At 40.3% G+C, this 18215-nt stretch carries 18 protein-coding genes; 4 read left to right on the forward strand and 14 right to left on the reverse strand.

Going from position 1 to position 18215, the window contains the following annotated elements:
- Nucleotides 1-240: 240 nt before the first annotated feature.
- Together AB3G38_RS08460 and AB3G38_RS08465 are read right to left on the reverse strand one after the other, a co-directional pair.
- The gene (locus tag AB3G38_RS08460; protein ID WP_367868058.1) at nucleotides 241-1578 is read right to left on the reverse strand and encodes a hypothetical protein; all 1338 of its coding nucleotides are present in this window, start codon (nucleotides 1576-1578) and stop codon (nucleotides 241-243) included.
- Nucleotides 1565-2125 (reverse strand): RNA polymerase sigma factor, encoded by a 561-nt coding sequence (locus tag AB3G38_RS08465; RefSeq protein WP_367868059.1) that lies wholly within the window; start codon nucleotides 2123-2125, stop codon nucleotides 1565-1567. The genes AB3G38_RS08460 and AB3G38_RS08465 overlap by 14 nt, the downstream gene beginning before the upstream one ends.
- 287 nt (nucleotides 2126-2412) lie before the next feature.
- Between AB3G38_RS08465 and AB3G38_RS08470 the strand changes: the two genes are divergently transcribed.
- A complete protein-coding gene (locus AB3G38_RS08470) occupies nucleotides 2413-3138 on the forward strand; it encodes a DUF4397 domain-containing protein (RefSeq protein WP_367868060.1) in 726 nt (241 codons plus the stop codon).
- A 58-nt stretch (nucleotides 3139-3196) separates the two neighbouring features.
- Here AB3G38_RS08470 and AB3G38_RS08475 read toward each other — a convergent pair whose 3' ends face one another.
- A complete protein-coding gene (locus AB3G38_RS08475; RefSeq protein ID WP_157287685.1) occupies nucleotides 3197-3346 on the reverse strand; it encodes a hypothetical protein in 150 nt (49 codons plus the stop codon).
- A gap of 144 nt (nucleotides 3347-3490) precedes the next feature.
- Complete coding sequence (locus AB3G38_RS08480; RefSeq protein ID WP_367868061.1) at nucleotides 3491-4909, reverse strand: glycoside hydrolase family 125 protein; 1419 nt, start codon at nucleotides 4907-4909, stop codon at nucleotides 3491-3493.
- Nucleotides 4910-5107: 198 nt separating this feature from the next.
- Between AB3G38_RS08480 and AB3G38_RS08485 the strand changes: the two genes are divergently transcribed.
- Entirely contained in the window at nucleotides 5108-6328 is a 1221-nt protein-coding gene (locus tag AB3G38_RS08485) for a dicarboxylate/amino acid:cation symporter (RefSeq protein WP_367868062.1), read from the forward strand.
- On the opposite strand, the gene AB3G38_RS08490 is transcribed toward AB3G38_RS08485, so the two are convergent.
- A complete protein-coding gene (locus AB3G38_RS08490; RefSeq protein ID WP_367868063.1) occupies nucleotides 6315-7127 on the reverse strand; it encodes a hypothetical protein in 813 nt (270 codons plus the stop codon). The two genes, AB3G38_RS08485 and AB3G38_RS08490, sit on opposite strands and share 14 nt — an antisense overlap.
- An 873-nt stretch (nucleotides 7128-8000) precedes the next feature.
- On the opposite strand from AB3G38_RS08490, the gene AB3G38_RS08495 reads away from it, so the two are divergent.
- The gene (locus AB3G38_RS08495) at nucleotides 8001-8816 is read left to right on the forward strand and encodes an MOSC domain-containing protein (protein ID WP_367868064.1); all 816 of its coding nucleotides are present in this window, start codon (nucleotides 8001-8003) and stop codon (nucleotides 8814-8816) included.
- Here the strand turns inward: AB3G38_RS08495 and cobC are convergent.
- From cobC to AB3G38_RS08520, 5 genes are all read right to left on the reverse strand, one after another.
- On the reverse strand, nucleotides 8797-9321 hold the full coding sequence (cobC, locus tag AB3G38_RS08500; RefSeq protein ID WP_367868065.1) for an alpha-ribazole phosphatase family protein: 525 nt from the start codon (nucleotides 9319-9321) through the stop codon (nucleotides 8797-8799). The two genes, AB3G38_RS08495 and cobC, sit on opposite strands and share 20 nt — an antisense overlap.
- The gene (locus AB3G38_RS08505; RefSeq protein ID WP_367868066.1) at nucleotides 9306-10103 is read right to left on the reverse strand and encodes an adenosylcobinamide-GDP ribazoletransferase; all 798 of its coding nucleotides are present in this window, start codon (nucleotides 10101-10103) and stop codon (nucleotides 9306-9308) included. Before AB3G38_RS08505 ends, cobC begins: the two co-directional genes overlap by 16 nt.
- Entirely contained in the window at nucleotides 10103-11107 is a 1005-nt protein-coding gene (cobT, locus tag AB3G38_RS08510) for a nicotinate-nucleotide--dimethylbenzimidazole phosphoribosyltransferase (RefSeq protein WP_367868067.1), read from the reverse strand. Before cobT ends, AB3G38_RS08505 begins: the two co-directional genes overlap by 1 nt.
- A gap of 70 nt (nucleotides 11108-11177) precedes the next feature.
- Nucleotides 11178-11684, reverse strand: coding sequence for a bifunctional adenosylcobinamide kinase/adenosylcobinamide-phosphate guanylyltransferase (locus AB3G38_RS08515; RefSeq protein ID WP_367868068.1), 507 nt, complete (start codon nucleotides 11682-11684; stop codon nucleotides 11178-11180).
- A gap of 3 nt (nucleotides 11685-11687) precedes the next feature.
- Entirely contained in the window at nucleotides 11688-12281 is a 594-nt protein-coding gene (locus tag AB3G38_RS08520; RefSeq protein ID WP_367868069.1) for a cob(I)yrinic acid a,c-diamide adenosyltransferase, read from the reverse strand.
- 266 nt (nucleotides 12282-12547) lie between these two features.
- Here AB3G38_RS08520 and AB3G38_RS08525 point away from each other — a divergent pair, with 266 nt between their 5' ends.
- On the forward strand, nucleotides 12548-12679 hold the full coding sequence (locus AB3G38_RS08525) for a PD-(D/E)XK nuclease family transposase (protein WP_367868070.1): 132 nt from the start codon (nucleotides 12548-12550) through the stop codon (nucleotides 12677-12679).
- Between the two features lie 68 nt (nucleotides 12680-12747).
- On the opposite strand, the gene AB3G38_RS08530 is transcribed toward AB3G38_RS08525, so the two are convergent.
- The 4 genes from AB3G38_RS08530 to AB3G38_RS08545 are packed head-to-tail and all read right to left on the reverse strand — an operon-like array spanning nucleotide 12748 to nucleotide 18209.
- The gene (locus tag AB3G38_RS08530) at nucleotides 12748-14934 is read right to left on the reverse strand and encodes a TonB-dependent receptor (protein ID WP_367868071.1); all 2187 of its coding nucleotides are present in this window, start codon (nucleotides 14932-14934) and stop codon (nucleotides 12748-12750) included.
- A gap of 55 nt (nucleotides 14935-14989) precedes the next feature.
- Nucleotides 14990-16000 carry an ABC transporter ATP-binding protein gene (locus tag AB3G38_RS08535; RefSeq protein WP_367868072.1) on the reverse strand — a complete coding sequence of 337 codons (1011 nt, stop codon included), beginning with the start codon at nucleotides 15998-16000 and terminating at the stop codon, nucleotides 14990-14992.
- Nucleotides 16000-17028, reverse strand: a complete 1029-nt coding sequence (locus tag AB3G38_RS08540) for an iron chelate uptake ABC transporter family permease subunit (RefSeq protein ID WP_367868073.1) — start codon at nucleotides 17026-17028, stop codon at nucleotides 16000-16002. Before AB3G38_RS08540 ends, AB3G38_RS08535 begins: the two co-directional genes overlap by 1 nt.
- Nucleotides 17029-17039: 11 nt before the next feature.
- Nucleotides 17040-18209: an ABC transporter substrate-binding protein gene (locus AB3G38_RS08545; protein ID WP_367868074.1), complete on the reverse strand. Its 1170-nt coding sequence runs from the start codon at nucleotides 18207-18209 to the stop codon at nucleotides 17040-17042.
- Between the last annotated feature and the right edge of the window lie 6 nt (nucleotides 18210-18215).

Genomic DNA, 18215 nt, shown 5'->3' on the forward strand with positions numbered 1-18215 from the left:
TTATTTAATGTAATTTTTACATTATAAAGTGATTTTTTAAGCTAAAACATTATAGTATATTACAAATAATGATAAATAAATACATTCCGCAGAAAAATTGAATGGTTTTCGCAAATTTCTTAAAAGCACTGACTGAGAAGCAAAATATATTGCTCTAACAATTAGAAAAGCCAGGCAAGGTTATGTATCTGACAATACGCGTCAAACATCAGGCCATAAAATGAATAAACCTGAAAATTATCAAAATGACAGCTGAAATTTAATACCACTATTTGTTAAATTTAAATCCTCTGAAGAAAGCTTCCCGACAGGGATTTTAATAAACGGTTCGATGCGTACTTTGTATTTATTGAAAATATTTTGCTGACGTCCGACAGAAAAGTTAAAATACCCCAGATAACTGTTTCCCTTTAAATGCTTTTCTATAGTAGGTTCTTCCACATGTTCAACTGATACTGCTTTAAAAGTGGAAGGACCACCAGTTTGAAAGTCATAGCCATTCAAATCTACCTGAGCAGTCTGCTCAAATGTGTTGTTTCTTTTTTCGCTGAGTACACTAAAAAAAGAAACACCTGCACTTGTATAAAAATTCTTATTCAGCTTATAAACCAGCGCAATCGGAATATCTATAGCCTTCAGATCCGCATCAATCCCTACTAGTTTTTTCTCGGCAAAACTAATGACCCCTGCCCGGCTGTTTCCCTGCCCCTGCACCTCTCCGGCAGCCTGCATCTGGAGGTACGAAATTCCAGAGCTTAAAGAAAACTTATCAGAAATCCTGTAGGCAGTTGTCACTCCTCCGCCAACATTCACCCGGTCACTGGTTGCAGCAGGCATCACCTGCAGTCCGAAATCCCAGTCAGATCCTTTTGCTGCTTTTGTTTTTAAATTCTTGCTTGTATTTCTTGATTCAGCCAGCAGAAATTCAGCTGTGGTCAGCTTTTCAGCAGGAATACGGGTGGCCGTATCTTTAGCGCCTGTTCCATGGATAACCATAGGTTCAGCCTGTTTTTGTACATATTGCTGTTCCGTTTTTTTCTGCTGTAAACTTAATTCCTGCTGCTGTTGCACAGGCTGTATTTTTTCAGTAACCACACGATCAGAAGCCATTGGGACGAGCGCTTTAGCCAGTGGGCCGGTCATTTCAGGAGTAGTGAGGCTTGTTGTATTGGTCTCACCCGGCTTAAACATCCCGGAAGGCTTATTGTCAGTCAAAGCCATATGGCTTTCAGACTCAGCATTTACTGCCGGATGGCCAGAATTCATATTTTGCTCCGCAACTGTTGCTGCTTTGCTGCCAGCAACAGCAGCCACTGATCCTGATTTTTTTGTAACAGCTGGTTTGACCACAGCGACCTGAGGGATCTTTTCCTGACGAAGTAACTGGTTAAATGCAAAAGCCAGTATAAAGGCCATCAACACAAATACTGCAGCAATTCTGACCCAGTTTGCTAAAAACGGATACTTTTTCTTTTTAACCTTTGAAAATGATTCCCATTCTCCCGGCACATAGGTTTCCTGATAATCTTCGAAAAGATCAGCAATCTCCTTTATCAATTCTTTCTTAGGATATTCCATCAGTAATTTCAATGCTTTTTTTATAAAGTTCCCTTAACTTTTGTTTTGCCCGGGTCAGATAAGTCCGGCTCGAGCTGACCGGAATCGTTAATAATGAAGAGATCTCATCATGACTGAAACCTTCGATCTCATAAAGATTAAAAACAGTACGGTGTAAATCAGGAAGATCATGCAGAAGCTTCAGAATATCTTCAGCAAACAGCCGTTCCTCTACCTCCACATATCCCACAGTTCCTTCTTCATATTCATCTATATAGCTTAGTACAGATTTACTGGCCCTGATTCTGTCCAGTGCAGTACGAACAGTTATTTTGGCCAGCCAGGCCTTAAAAGTTTTCTGAAAGTCTGTGAGGTTATGGTCGTGCCTGAAGTCATACATAGTTTTAAATGCCTTCATAAAACTGTCGTTTACTACCTCCTTAGCAGCGTTTCTATCCTTAAAATAACGTGTTGATATACCCATCAGATAACCCCAGTAGTGGACATAAATACGTTCTTGTATACGCTCATCACGCGCACCAAGACCCGCAATGATCTCCTGGAACATTGTATTTTTATTATCCACGCTTCGCTAAACCTATCTTATAAGTCAATATATCTATTTTATACGCCGCCTGAACGCAGCTTGCAACCATCTCTATTAATTTAACAGAACCGGATTAACAGCATAAACGCGGCTCACCGGCATAACGCTACAGTAACATTCAATAAATATGTAAATATCAGATTTTTCTTTCATTTTTAATATTTCTCTGAAAACGCTGTAGCGTTATCCAATCTTGCTACGTTTTACCTTCAAAAACACATAATAAATCTTATCAAAACATTTAAGACATGAAATTTAATTTGACTTTATTTTCGAAAAACATCAAAAGAACTTTAGTACTTAGTGCAATTGCCGGTACTGTTCTCTCTTTTAATGCTTGTAAAAAGGACACGTATATTGAGCAGGACCGCTCTGCATTATCAATTACAAATGCTTCACCGCTTAATGATTCGGTTGATTTTATTTTGAATAACAGAAGGATAACCACAGGTTCTTTACCTTTTGGAAAAAGCTATAACTATTTTACACTGATTTCGGGAAGACAATTAGGAGCTTTAGCAAAACCAGGTTCAACAGAAACTTTTTACCATGCTAACTTTGACCTGGTTACCAATCAGTATCACTCCCTTTATATTACCAGCCGAAAGGTGAACACAGCTGACAGTTCTTCTTTCCTTGTCATCAAAGATGATTTTACAGCACCTGCTGCAGGCCAGGGTAAAATACGTTTCATTAATCTTTCTTCAGACTCACCGGCTTATGACCTGGTACTGGAAGGTGATACAACAGGATTCAAAAACAGAGCTTATAAAGAATTTACAGTGTTTAAAAACATCAAACCTGCTAAATACAAAGTATCAGTGGTAAATACCACAACTAAAGCGGTTGCAGCTACACTTGCAGATGTGGAAATCACTGCCGGAAACTTTTACACGATCTATGCTAAAGGCTTACTGGGAGCAACTCTTCCTGCAAAGAAATTAAGTATCACTTCAAGTCTGCATAGATTTTAATCCTGGCAGTCTCCAATAATATCCAAACCATCTGAGCTTTATAAAGCCAGGTGGTTTTTTATCGGCTTCCCTGACGTAAAATAAATGCACCCAGCATTAATGCCACTGCGACACCAGATATACCCGGAAACAGAATAAAAAGATAAAGTATAGCACTAATCCCTGCAACAGCAAGTATAAATAGCAAACCCTTTAAAGGAGTTTCCATTTTAAAAGCAGCTATAAATGTAAATAAGTAAAACGTGGCAGCGAGTATCGGTAAGAACATTTACAAATATGCCAACCTAATGTTAAGTTAATGTTAAGCATTCTTCATAATTTCATTTAGATGACAATATAGAACCTGTATAAGCTAAACCAATAAATAAGGCCGTTCCTGATAGATTTTCCATAAAAACTCTGCAAACAGACTATTCGCTCTTGAATAAGGAGAGCCAGTAAATTGCTTTGGATTATCCGGATCAAAAGATTCATGTAAAACACCGGTATCTCCATGACATTTTTGCAGCATTTTCAGACAAAGTTTAATTTCTTCGTCATCAGTACTGGTCAACCCTCTGGAAATAATACTCATTGGCCAGATCATATGTTTGGTGACCCGCGGACTTCCTATTCCTTCAGCCAGGCTACCTTTATAAAAAAATGGATTATCAACAGAATGCACCATTTTCCTTGTATTCAAATACACCGGGTCTGTCATAGACAAAGCGCCCAGATAAGGTAAAGCCAGCAGACTGGGCACATTCGCATCATCCATCAGGTTATAGCTGCCCATTCCATTCACTTCATAAGCATAGACCTTACCATAGGTCTCATGTTCTATAATCGCATATTTCTGCAGGGCCAGTCTGACTTCCAGCGCAAGCGCTTCCATCTCTTTTGCTACTGACTCCTCTGCTTTAATTACCCTGAACAGCTCAGCAGCCTGACGTAAACTTACTACGGCAAAGAAATTCGAAGGAACCAGGAAAGAAAAAACAGTAGCATCCTCACTCGGACGGAAAGCAGAACAAATTAACCCAACTGGTTTTACCGGGTAACCAAAGCCTTCCATTGGCAAGCTGTCCGTTGCCCACAAAGTAGTACGCTGGAAATGATAAGGACCGCTATTTTCTTTACGTTGCTGCTCTTTAAAAGTCTTTAGAATAGTTTTAATTGCATCCTGCCATTTCGCATTAAAAAAACTGGTGTCTTTGGTTTGCTGCCAGTACCTGTAGGATAAACGGATAGGATAACACAGCGAATCGAGTTCCCATTTCCTTTCATGTATACCCGGCAGCATAGTGGTCAGATCATCTTTCATAGCGCCCACCTTTGTTGGGTCATTATAAAAAGAGCTCGCATAAGGATCTTTAAGAATATAAGCTACCTGCCTGCTGATCACTCCGCCTACCAGGTTCCTTAAGCCTTTATCCCTTCTTAAAAACGGCAAATAAGTCCACATATGGACACTGCTGTCTCTCAGCCACATCGCATCTACATCTCCGGTATTTAAAAACGTATCTGGCTTTCCATTAAATTCGGTATAAGTAACCAGGTTGTCCAGCGCATTTGGAAAACAATTATTGAATAACCAGGCCAGTTCTTTATTTTTCACTTTATCAGTAAACTCACTAATGGCATTTTCAACCGCTCTACTGGTAAAACGACGGAGTTCTATTGGTTTTCTTACAATCGGAAACCCAGGGTCAGCAGCAAATGATAACATCTTTCCTGACACCAGGGCGGCTGTTAAAAGCCCGGCTTTCTGCACAAATGATCTTCTTTCCATTAATAACTATCAGATTAACTTCACAGCTGTAAAAATAACAGAACAGCCATTTCCTGGTTAAAGGCATCAAACAATCTGCCAATATTATATATTTTTTTTAGATATCAGAGCCTCTTTGTATTTATAATGTGAACCAGCACCACCTAATGTCTAGTATTTTAATAGTTATTTTATACCAATAAAAACTATATTAGCTTGATGAACAGCTTCTATAAAAATTATAAAGGAATAATCTGGCTGATAGCGGGTATCATTGCCGGCAGTCTGGCTGGTTTAATATTTGGTGACCGCGTCAAAGTACTTAAACCTATAGGTGAAATATTCCTTAATCTTTTATTTACCGCTGTAATCCCACTGGTTTTCTTCTCTATTTCATCCGCTATTGGTGGTTTAAAAGAAACGAATAAACTCAGTAAAATGATGGCAGTCATGGTGCTGGTATTTTTATCCACTGTATTGATTTCTGCCTCTTTAACTATTTTAGCAGTCAGAATTTTCCCTGTTCATGAGCACATGACCAGTACTCCGTTAACGGAAACCATTGTTAAAAAACCTTTTGGAGACCAGATTACACAATTGCTGACCACCAGTGAATTTTTCGAACTTTTGTCCAGAAAAAGTATGCTGGCCATGATTATATTTTCTGTACTGACCGGTTTTGCAACTTTACGTTCAGGGGCCTATGGAGCTGCCTTTTCCAATTTTCTGAATGCAGGAAATGAAGTTTTTAAAAATGTATTTATTATCATCATGAAACTGGCTCCCGTAGGACTTGGAGCTTATTTCGCCTATCAGGTCGGTATTTTTGGCCCCCAGTTATTTGGTACCTATGCCAGATCCCTCGGACTCTACTATGGGACCGGCGCCTTCTATTTTGTGGTTATTTTCACCATTTATGCATTCGTGGCCGGAGGTATGAAAGGCATTAAAAAGTACTGGAACAATAATATTATCCCATCGGCAACTGCTATAGGTACTTGCAGCAGTATCGCAAATATACCTGCTAACTTAGAGGCCGCAGAAAAAATAGGTATCCCCTCTTATATCGCGAATGTAACTATCCCATTAGGGGCGACCCTGCATAAAGACGGATCAAGTATTTCATCCATTATCAAAATGGCGGTTGTATTCGCTATGTTCGGCAAGGGCTTTGACCATATAGAAACGATCACCATAGCCCTGGGAATGACTGTACTGGTGAGTATTGTGGAGGGAGGTATTCCAAATGGCGGGTACGTAGGAGAACTATTATTCATTTCCGCTTACGGCTTTCCCCCCGAAGCATTACCACCGGCGATGATCATCGGAACGTTAGTAGATCCGATGGCCACCTTATTAAATTCTACCGGCGACACCGTAGCGGCCATGTTAGTTGCCCGCTTTACGGAGGGAAAAAATTGGTTAGCTACAAAGGCATAAAACCATTTTCAATATTATCATCATGTAAACCAATTACAGAATAATGTCTTGGCAGATACCAGGTAACGGTCTGCATCATATTTCGATAGTGTGTTTCTGTTTCAAAACGATCAGGAGTGATATTAAATGCTAAATCCTGCTTAAGTTCCTCCCCTACTGTACGGGCCATTAACAACACCTTAGGGCCTTCAATACCATTCAGCTCAAAGAAATCTTTTAACAGTTTTCGGGTTTCTGAAGGAAGGATAGTTTCAGCAGGTTGTCCGACCATAATTTCCTCGCCCTCAGCAACTACCTCTTCGGTATTGCTGCTCATACTGAACTGGCTGTCTTCAGCCGTAAAGAAGCTGCCGTTCAGATTATAATTTAAAAGATCCCCATAAGAAAGTACCCAGTCAGGTTGTCCTTCTCCAGGATTGATGACTACACCATATCCTCTTTCCAGCAGAAAATCAGTAATCATTCTTTCAATATAAAAAGACTGATACTCTTCACCAGGTTCAGGAACAAATAATTGAAAATAAGGGAAACCATCAGGTCCGGCTATCACTTGTGGTGTTCCACAACGCAAGCTGGCCAGAGGCAGATCAGCTAAAAAGCGGCCCACCCATTCCTCATCTCTATGCTCCATTGGTACAGCCAGAAGTACAGACAGCATCTGTGTTTTTTCTAAATCTCCAAGATACTCCTGAGGTACCTCTTGTTTTCCTGTACCAGCAACTGACTCACGCTTAACCGTTTTCCCAGTTTCCGTTTCTTTTGCCGCGTCAGTCTTTTTGAAAATATCGAATAATCCCATGTAATATAAAATTGCTACCCGTCCGGTGTATCCTTTAAGCGCAACCCAAATTTAGCAAAATATAGATAAATAGGGTGCTAATTGTACATATTGTGTCAATATCCCAGTTTTTACATTTTTAAAACTTACTAAAAACCAGATAACCAAGCGTATAATCCGCTTGAAAAAATGCCATCCAGAATTTCATTTTTGATCAGGAGCTGCCGATTGAGTATTAGTGTGCAATTGAATCAATAGAGATTGGTAACAGAAAATAATAGCAGCCTTTGATGAATCTGGATGGCCTGAGCAAATTACGGACAAAGCCTTTGAAAAACTAGGGTCACATGGCTCAAATTATCCCTAGAAAAACAGTGAATGATGTCTTAAAAAGAAGTGATTTTGCCCTATCACAACCTGCTGACTATCAATGCACTAGCCTTGCCTTGTTCAGACATCATTCAGCCCCTGTTCAAAGCCGCTTCAAACAAGTTTCAATTCCTACCGAACAAAGTCTTAATCGGTTGTAAATTATTTTTCATTTAAATATTTTTTACAACACTGTTGTTCAATAATTTAACTACCTTATAATATAAACCAAACAGCTTATGGCAATCATTCAGGAAGGCACCGCATTAGCAGGTATCAGAGGAAAAATCGGATTGTCCCATATTTCTACTTCATCTAATCTCTCCTGGTTTTTCTCCTATATTTTTCTCCTGGCTTCTTCCCTATATTTTTCTCCTGTTTTTTTTTCCCTAACCAATAACCACTACCACCAGCTGGGAGAAAGAAAAAAAAGACAGAGACTAAATGTGAAGGCCTGAAATTCGAGCCGGTCCGGCGTAGAATTTAGCCGAACATTAGTTTCTGTCTTTTTTTTATCTTTAGACCATGCGAAACCTCATCTTGTCAGCACTCCTCATCTACCCTATCAAATCTCTCGCAGGCATTAACCTCCAAACCTCGTTGCTTGAAGAAAAAGGCCTGCAATACGACAGAAGATGGATGCTAATCGACAATGAAAACACCTTTATAACCCAGCGGAAATACCCTTCATTATCTCTGCTTCAAGTCAGTCTTGGAAAAACCCACCTCACCATCACCCATAAAAACGACCCCACACAAACTATCTCCTTTTATTACGAAGAAAACATTGGACAACCCATTGCAACCAGTGTATGGGGAACCGATTGTCACGGCCTTGAAGTCAGCAAAACAGTGAGCCAATGGTTTTCAACGTTCCTGGAAACAGAAACCCGTCTGATACAAATGCCAGAAACAGAAAGAAGATTAGTGGATCCCAGATATGCCCAGGGCGAAGAAGTAGTTAGTTTTGCAGACGGTTACCCCTGCCTTATTATCAGTCAGGCCTCTTTAGACGGACTCAACAAACGTCTTGAACAACCAATACCTATGGATCGTTTTCGTCCAAATTTCGTCTTTACCGGTGGTGAACCTCACATCGAAGACAACTTCGATACCTTTTTTATCGGTGACATTCCATTCAAAGCCGTAAAACCGTGTTCCAGATGCGTCATGGTTACCGTTGACCAGCAAACAGGTACTAAAAGTGCTGAACCCTTAAAAACACTGGCAAAATACCGGACTATAAATAAAAAAATCATGTTTGGTCAGAATCTCATTCATCAGGGTACAGGTACTATAAATATTGGCGATCAGCTCAGCATCAGGGAATGGAAAGCCTGAAAACTTCTCCCATTCCAATTTTTAAACTAAAAGAATCTTTTAAAGCGATATTCCGGTAATGTGCCAGAATGATACGGATTACGCCACCATGAGTGATTATTCCCACCTTTTGAAAAGGCTGTAGTAAAACTTCATTCAGAAATAACAAAACCCTGCGTTCCATATCAAGCATCGTTTCTCCACCAGGCGGTGCCAGGTTCACAAAATCTTCCATCCAGATTTCACATTCAACCCGATCTATCGCATCCCAGGTATTACCTTCCCAATCTCCAAAATTCAATTCATATAAGGCTTCATTTTGCACATAAGTCTCAGAAATTTCAGCAGCAAGTAACTGGCATCTCAAAGACGGACTAGAATACACTTTATCCAGATCAGCAGGAATTTGTTGCAATACCAAATATTTTTCCTGTGTAAAACTCTCCGCAAGCGGAACATTCATGCGGCCATAAATCAACCCTTTTGCAATCAATGGAGCAGTATGCCGGATCAGATAAACTTCCATATCAAAATATAAGACAAGTATACTGTTACTTCAGTAAGCTGCTGTACTGCTCCCAGACAATCACCAGTATAACCACCAATCCATCTCTTAAAATAAGCACCCAGATAAAAACTAAAAAGCAATACGGGAATTACCAGCAGTAACAGTAAAGGCTGGGCCAGATAAACAGTTAATCCAACGAGTGGAATCAGTGTAAAAACACCAGCAATCACCAGGTTTATCACTCTTCCCTCAGCTACGGCACCACTTGCTTTACTTTCTTCAATACGGGCATAATTATGATTAAAAACCAAGGTGATGGCTGCAAATCTGCTCACTGAATGTGCGACTATAAATAGTCCCGCAATCGTGATCACATTAGCAGCTATAAAGGTTTCTGTAAATAACTGCATTAAGGCAGCGAACTTAAGTCCCATTAACAAAATCAGTCCGACCACACCATAAGTACCTAAACGGCTATCTTTCATAATGGTCAGAATCTTATCTTTTGCCCATCCGCCACCAAAACCATCACAAACATCTGCAAAACCATCTTCATGAAAAGCTCCCGTTAACAAGATGGAAGCAACCATCGCCAGTAAAATTGCTATAGCTTCACCAAACAGGTAAGTTGCACCTATAAAAACACCGGCAGTAACCAGGCCAATGATCCAACCTACAACAGGCAAATACCGGATCGAATCAGGCAGGTTATGCGCATTGTCCTGATGTACATAAGCTGGCCCTGGTAATCTGGAATAAAAAGACAGGGCAGTAAAAAAAAGTTTAAGTTCTTGATTCATCAGGATTGATTAGAAATCGCTGCACTTTGAAAACTAGCCATCTCATTCAGAAAGTTTACTGCACTTTTTAGCAGCGGATAAGCTAATGCACAGCCAGTCCCCTCACCTAAACGAAGGTGAAGACTCAACAGCGGTTTTGCGCCCAGGTATGCTAACAATAAACGATGCCCTTTTTCCTCAGATTCATGGCAGAAAACAGCGTTCTTTTTTATATGCTGATCTATCCGGTAAGCACAAAGATAGGCAGCAGTTGCAATGAACCCATCCACCATGATGATCATCTTTCTTTTTCCTGCAGCCAGTATAGCTCCCGTCATTTCCAGCAACTCAAACCCACCAAAATGCGCCATTAATTTAAAAATATCATGTTCACCTTTATAGTTGGCAACTGCCTGTTCCAATATCTGCTGTTTTTTAAGCAGCTGTTCATCATTTAATCCTGTGCCTCTGCCAATACAATCTGAAAGTGGTAAATCACAAAGTAAACTCATCAGTACCGCAGCACTGGAAGTATTGCCAATTCCCATCTCTCCGAAACCGATCACATTACATCCCTTTGCAGCGATCTCTGCAACCACAGCTTCCCCTTTTAATAAACAAAGCTCTGCCTGAAAGGTGGTCATTGCCGGGCCGTGTAAAAAGGAAGAAGTTCCTTTAGCAATTTTTCCGTCGCCCAGCGGTAATCCATCTTCAAAATCATAGTTCACTCCTGCATCAACAACCTGAAGACGAATGTCATGCTGTTTACAAAAAACATTGATTGCAGCCCCTCCATTCAGGAAGTTAAGCACCATTTGCCGGGTCACTTCCTGCGGAAAGGCACTGACTCCTTCTTTAGCAATTCCATGGTCTGCGGCAAAAACAACCAAATGCGGTTTAATGAATTGCGGACTGGTTGTTCCTAATACTGCCCCTATTTGTAAAGCAAGATCTTCCAGTACGCCCAAAGATCCGGGAGGTTTGGTCTTGTTATCTATTAATATTTTTAAATCTTCAGTGATCATATGTTCTTATCAAATTGATAATTCCCTGCTTTAAAAGCCATTTAAAGTTAAAAACTGTTTAATATAATGATTATTGCTTTAAAAACATCGGAAGTCCGGATACCATAAATATGGCCTGATCAGCTTTTGCAGCCACATATTGATTTGCCCAGCCCTGAAGATCAGCAAATTTACGCCCTACCGGAGTTTCCGCATGCAGTCCCATACCCAGTTCATTGGAAATGATAAAGAAAGTACCATGGATTTCAAGCAGCTGATCAATTTCCTTTTTAAAATCGGCCAGCGCAAGATCAATATCGTTATGGTGGTCCATAAAGAAATTAGTTAGCCATAACGTTACACAATCAATCACAACATAACGTCCTTCCAGAGGTAAATGATGTAAATTACGGTAAGCTTCAAAATTTGTCCATTCCGGCCCGCGGTCATCCTGATGCCGTTTTACACGCTCCTGGAAATCATCGTCCCATATTTTAGCAGTGGCCACATATACCGGATCCGAACAAAGTTCCTGTACCCGCTTTTGTGCATAAGCACTTTTACCGCTTCTTACTCCTCCAGTAATAAAAACCAGCATAACTTAAGATTTTACGGCCGGATCAGTATGCTTAAACCTTTTATATAGAAATAGTTGCCATTTCTCTTCTGCTACACCTGCCTTATCCATTTCTGCCCGCGACAGCGTGAAAAATAAATCGGAAAGACGATTGATATAGGCAGGGATAGTTTCATCAACTTCATCTGTTTTAATCAGACTAACTAATCTTCTTTCACCTCTGCGCATTTGCGTTCTGACCATATGGCAAAGTGCAGAAATCTCATTTCCCCCCGGCAGAATAAAATAATCCGAAGGATGCGTCATCGCATTTTCCAGTTCATCGATCCATGTTTCACAGAACACAGGCCCATCGGCGGGCATTGGATTCGTATTAATTTTTGCCGCATCAGACGGACGCGCCAGATGTGACATCATATCCATCAGGTCTTTCTGAATTTTGTGCAGGTTAGTTTGCCATTCATGTTCAGTACCGAGCTTTACCCGCAGCATACCTATGGTAGAATTTACTTCATCGAGTGTACCCACACATTCCACCCGCACATCGTCTTTAGCTACGCGTTTCCCTCCAAAAAGCCCGGTAGTTCCCTTATCTCCTTTTTTAGTATATATCTTCATAAATTTATTTTTTTTTGACAGCTATCCTGGTAATTGTTCAGCGGGTCAGCAGCACAATTTTAACAAATAAAATCCAGAAAGCATCTGCATATTCATCAGGCAGATTTTCCAGCAAAGGTTAACTACAGCTGGTTTAAGTACCGATGTAACTCCATATGACTATTCAAACAACAGACCTACTTTAAAGAACTAATTATTCACAATAAAGACATTTATTACCTTTTAAATATAAAACCTGATTAGCTTGCACTAAATAATTAAGCATTATGTCAGCTAGTACAAATAAATACATTGATCCATTATCAGATTTTGTATTCAAACATCTTTTTGGCGGTGAACCCAATAAGGAGATCATGATTGCTTTTTTAAGTTCACTGCGCTCTCTATGGAAGAAATAGAAAGCCTTTAAAAACAAAAAAGGGATACTACGGTTGTCATAGTATCCCTTTTACATCAGAAACCTGTTTTAGAAACTGATATTATATCTCAAAGAGAAGTTCCTTCCTGCAAGATTAAATCCGCGTTTTTCATAATAGTTTTCATCTGTAATATTATTCACCAGAAATGTAACCGTATGTCTTTTCTTGTAGCTATAACTGGCTGCAAAATCTGCCGTCATAAATTCCGGATAAACAATTTCAGGAAATTTAGGATCATTAAAATCAGTGTCCTTGCGTTTGCCAACATACCTGCCGCTTAGTCTTAAATCAAGTCCTTTCAGGTTGTTGAATTCAAAACCATAACTTGAAGTAAAATCAGGTACGTTATAAATATCCTTAACCGATTCTGTACCATTAGCTAAAATAGTAACCTCTTTCGCCTTAGATGACTTAGTGGCATTACCAAAAACTTTTAAAGAATAATCTTTTGCTGCCAATGTTCCGAAATCCCATGCAACCTCAGCCTCAAAACCATTGATATTTGCTTTATTTGCATTGATATAAGTCATACGACTGCTAATTGGAAAACCACTTGCCGTAGTTTCAGCTGGTACTGGTACCGTAGTTTGCGTTGTGATCCTATCTTTAACATAGGTATTATAATAAGTGAAATCAGCAGTCAGTCCCCATTCAGATTTATTGAATCTCAACCCCGCATCCCATGAAATACTATTCTCATTTTTCAGGTCAGCATTTCCCTGGATCACACTGGCTTTACCTGCATTAATTCTTTCAGAATAGCCCGCTACATTATAAGCATCCGGTGTTACAAATCCACGTCCTGTACTTGCATGTACAGTAAACAGCTTATTTAACGAATACTGAGCAGCTAAACTTGGACTAAAGAAAGGGTTTGTCTTTTTACCACCTGCATAAGTGGTTAATAATGGCGTTTGCTTCACGTCATAAGTAATCAGATCCAAACGTACACCTGGATTAATGACTAACTTATTGTCCAGAAAGTTTAATTGTCCCTGAATATAAGCAGCACCGGATGAAAGACTGTAGTTTGGAGAATATGGAGCAGATTCAGAACCATCTGGATTAAAAGATTGGGAGCTCGTTGAAGCATTACTGTAATCCAGACCAAAAACCACCGAATGATTTCCTAACTGGTAAGCATCTTTTGCCTGTATACCCTTCCAGCTGGTTGTGCTTTTATAAGAAGCATATGGTGCCACAAGCCCATTTACAGTCAGTAAAGTATTGTTCAGGTTATTCTCCTGCGAAGTATATCCTTTCAAAGTTAAATGATGCTGATCAATATTACCGGAAAGCGTTGCTTCCTCATAGTGACGTTCAATATCTTTTGTACTCGGTTGTCCGTTTCCAAATTGTATATCACTCGGAGATTCTACATTTTTTGCTACAAAGCGTTCTCCGCGAACATCAAGTCTCCAGTTGGCATCAAGCTGATAACCTAATCTCAAACTTCCTGTATTGTAGTTTAATTTGGTATAATCTCTTCTTAGCCCGTCAGAACGCTTATCATCCATTTCAACAGGCCCGGTAGTGTAATTATAAAGTGCAGAGTTGGCGCCAAGCATCTTTCTGAATAAGTTGCCATTTCCCAATTTCATGTTTTTAGCTCTGTCATAATTCAAAAAGGACAAATCAAAGTCCAGTTTCTTACTGATATTTCCACCCGCTGAAGCACCTAATTTAGTGGTTTCATAAGATCCGTATTCAGCAAAAACATTTCCATGAATATCACCAGCCGACTTTTTAGTAATTATGTTCACCACCCCACCCATGGCCGATGAGCCATATAATGCCGAAGCAGGGCCTTTAAGTACTTCGATACGCTCAATATCAGCAGGATTAATCGTTGCAATACTTACTGTACCTGCCGGACGGCCATCAACCAGTAACAATGAACGCTGATTTAAACCACTCGTTTGCGGCCTGAATCCACGAATACCAATTCCAGAAGATAAGCCTGGATATTGTACAATACTGATGGAAGAATTCTTTTTCAATAGATCAGTTACTTCCTGTGAGGAAGTCAGATCGATAACAGCTTTACTGATCACCGTCATACTTTGTGGTACATGACGTCTTTTGATCTCAGTCCTTGAAGAGGTGACGACCACTTCATCAAGTGCATTGGTCTTGATGGAATCAGCTTTCTTTTCCTGCGCTAATGCAGAACTGCTGAATAAAACTGTGCAGATCAGCAGGTTTTTAAATAATAAAGGTAAATTTTTATTCATATAATTAGTATTGGTGTGTATGCGTATTGATTTTTAAACGAATAGGACCGGAATATTACAGTGAATTGAGAAATTCACGCAATGAAGTATAAGTAGCTGACACTTTATTTTTTTCTACAGTCCAGAGCGCATCCGCTCCTTCTCCGCTAACGGTAACCATCAGTGCCTGGTGATCTTGTGCTGAAGATATACTAAAGCCATTTCTGACTAAAGCTTTTTGAGTCCAGAAAGCAGCAACGCCCTCCCCTGATACTTTGATATTGCGTTTTCCTGCCTGATGAATATTAAAGGTGCCACTTGCTGCGTCAAAGGCAATTCCATCCTTATTAAAAGCGTGTTGGAAAGCGCCATTCAAGACCAGTTCTTCCGGTAATCCGGCATCAAGCTGTCCACCGCTGCTCATCAGCCAGATCTGGTCAGCGACTTGCAGGGCTAAATCAAGCTCATGTGTAGAAAGTAAAATCGCTTTATTCGTTTCTTTAGCTAATTGGTGCAACAGACGCATCAGTTGTATCCGGCTGGGCAAATCAAGGTGAGCAGTAGGTTCATCCAGAATGATCAATGGCGTATCTTGTGCTATTGCCCTGGCTAACATCACTTTCTGACATTCTCCATCACTCAGGCTATCCATTTTTCTACCTGCAAAAGCTCCGGTATCTGTAGCTTTGATAGCTTGTCCGATAATCTGTTTGTCTTGTTCAGTGAGTATGCCTAACCATCCTGAATAGGGATAACGGCCCAGGGAAATGAGCGAATAAACATCCAGGTTACCAGCTCTGACGTTATCAGTGAGTACCAGGCTTATTTTTTTCGCTACCTGTGCAGGTTTCAGTTGGTGAAGTGCCGCACCGTCCAGTATAATTTCACCTTTCAGCGGATGTTGCAGGCCGGAGATAGTTCTGAGCAAAGTAGATTTACCGCAGCCATTCGGGCCTAACAGGCAAACCAGCTGTCCTGCATGGAGTTCTAAATCTAAAGCCGCTGCAATAACTTTCGTTTTCCCTTTTCCTGCCTGGTAACCTATAGTTAACCCGGAAGTATTTAACAATGAGTTTTGCGCCTCCATTAGAATCCCCTCAATTTAGTAGGCCCTGCAATAATCCAGATCACTACGGGTGAACCTACCAGGGCCGTAATTACATTAATAGGTAAAACAGTCTGACTTCCTGGCAATTGAGCAACAATATCACAAATCAGCATCAAAACGGTCCCGATCAGACAACAAGCGGGAATTAAAATGCGGTGGTTTGAAGTATTAAACAAGGCCCTTGCTAAGTGTGGCACAGCTATTCCGATAAAACCGATCGGGCCACAAAAGGCGGTAATCCCTCCTGCTAAAATACTCGTACTGCCAATAATCAGGATTCGGGCACGCTTTACAGTCAATCCCATGCTTCTGGCATAATTATCACCTAAGAGTAAAGCATCCAGCAATTTAGAAGACAAAAATGAAATTAATAAGCCTGCAAAAACAACAACTGCCAAAATCAGCAACTGTTCGCCAGTTACCCCGCCCAAAGAACCAAAAGTCCAGAGCAGGTAATCTTTAATCAGCTCGGGCGAACTAAAATATTGCCAGATACTAATGACTGAAAGTGTGATATTACCAATCATTACACCAACGATCAGTACAATTACGTTGTCTTTTAAAGCAGAAGAAATGGAGACGATTAAAATCATAATCATTGCTGCGCCCAGCGAAGAAGCCATAATAATGAGCCAGCTTCCTGAAATCCCCAATTCTTTAATTGTATATAAGCTCGTAATACTGCCTGCTGAAAGCATCACAAGGGCCACGCCTAAACTTGCGCCTGCGGTTATCCCTAAAACTGAGGGACCAGCAAGTGGGTTGCGGAAAAGTGTTTGCATTTGTAAGCCGCTTACCGATAATCCACAGCCCACAATAATAGCAGTCAGGGCTTTAGGTAACCTGATTTTTTCAATAATATAAACCCAGGTCTCATTTCCGGCATCCGGCGTAAATAAAATCTTAATGACGTCTTTCAAAGGAATATGAACGGAACCAAGTGCAACATCCAGCAGCAATGCCACCACCAATATGGATAGCAATACTAAAACTTTTATTTTGTTCAATTTTTAAAGAATTAATTCAATTGCTTGTAATAAACGAGCTGGTAGTCCGGTAGTAATTCAGGATGAAAGATCTTGATTAAGTCACTTAAGATTAGCTGTGGATTAACAGCTCCGGATTCCCAATAATCATTGGAACCGATATCATTTACCTTTTTATTAAAGTTAAAAATGTGATTGTCTTTGAAGGGTTTAAAATCAGCGTAACGGCTGTCTATTGCCTTAATATCATTTTTACTATCCACCGTCCCTACATTCAGCCAGAAATCTGCCTGAAGGGCAACCGGGGCAACAGCTTCAAAATTGAGTGGCAAACTACCTTTTCCATGGACATCTGCCCATTTATAATTTGTACCCGCATCTTTAAGAAACTTAACCATATAACTGTCACCATCCGGCACATACCATGTTCCTTTAAAAGGCATGCCACAAACCAGCGTAGGTTTAGTCACCGCCTTTTTTCCTATAGCTGCCAGGCGGTTGTATTCTTTCTCGACTGCATCAAATTTAGTATTGACATAGTCTTCCTTATCCATCAATGCGGCCATTAATTTAACCCATTCTGCGCGGCCGAGTGGTGTGGTTTCCAGCCATTCAGAATTGAGCATCACAGGTACACCTGCTCCGCTCAGTGTTTCGTATTTACTGAATTTAGCATCCGGATCTCCCATCACCATCACCAGACCTGGCTTCATACTGATCAGCATTTCGTCATTCATAGTTCCGTCTATTCCAACTTCTTTCACTTTACCCGCAGCTATATTTTTTCTTACCGTTGCTGAGCTGACATATTTCAAGCTGCCCAAACCTGTAATTGCATTTGCTGCACCTGCGAAATCAGCCAATGCGATATGCATAGATGACATGGCGATTAAACTTTGAACTGGTATTTGTATCAGCTGTGCTTTTTTATAGCCTTCGGGAGCCTTTGCCCCTTTAGCTAACAATACGTATTGAGTGGTATCTGCATGTGCGCCGATACCAGAATAAATACTCACTAATTTATAGTGATCGTAATAGTCTATATTAAAGCCTTTGGCATATTTAATTTCTGCACTGCCGGTTTTTGCAGTATGGTGCTTTTGACCAGACTGGTTCTGCTTGCAGGAGGTAATCAGCAACAGAGAAACTATCAGACAGGGGAATACTCCTCTGAATGAACAAGAATTTATTTTTTTCATCATAAAGTT

The organism is Pedobacter sp. WC2423 (assembly GCF_040822065.1).
In the GTDB taxonomy this organism is placed as follows: domain Bacteria; phylum Bacteroidota; class Bacteroidia; order Sphingobacteriales; family Sphingobacteriaceae; genus Pedobacter.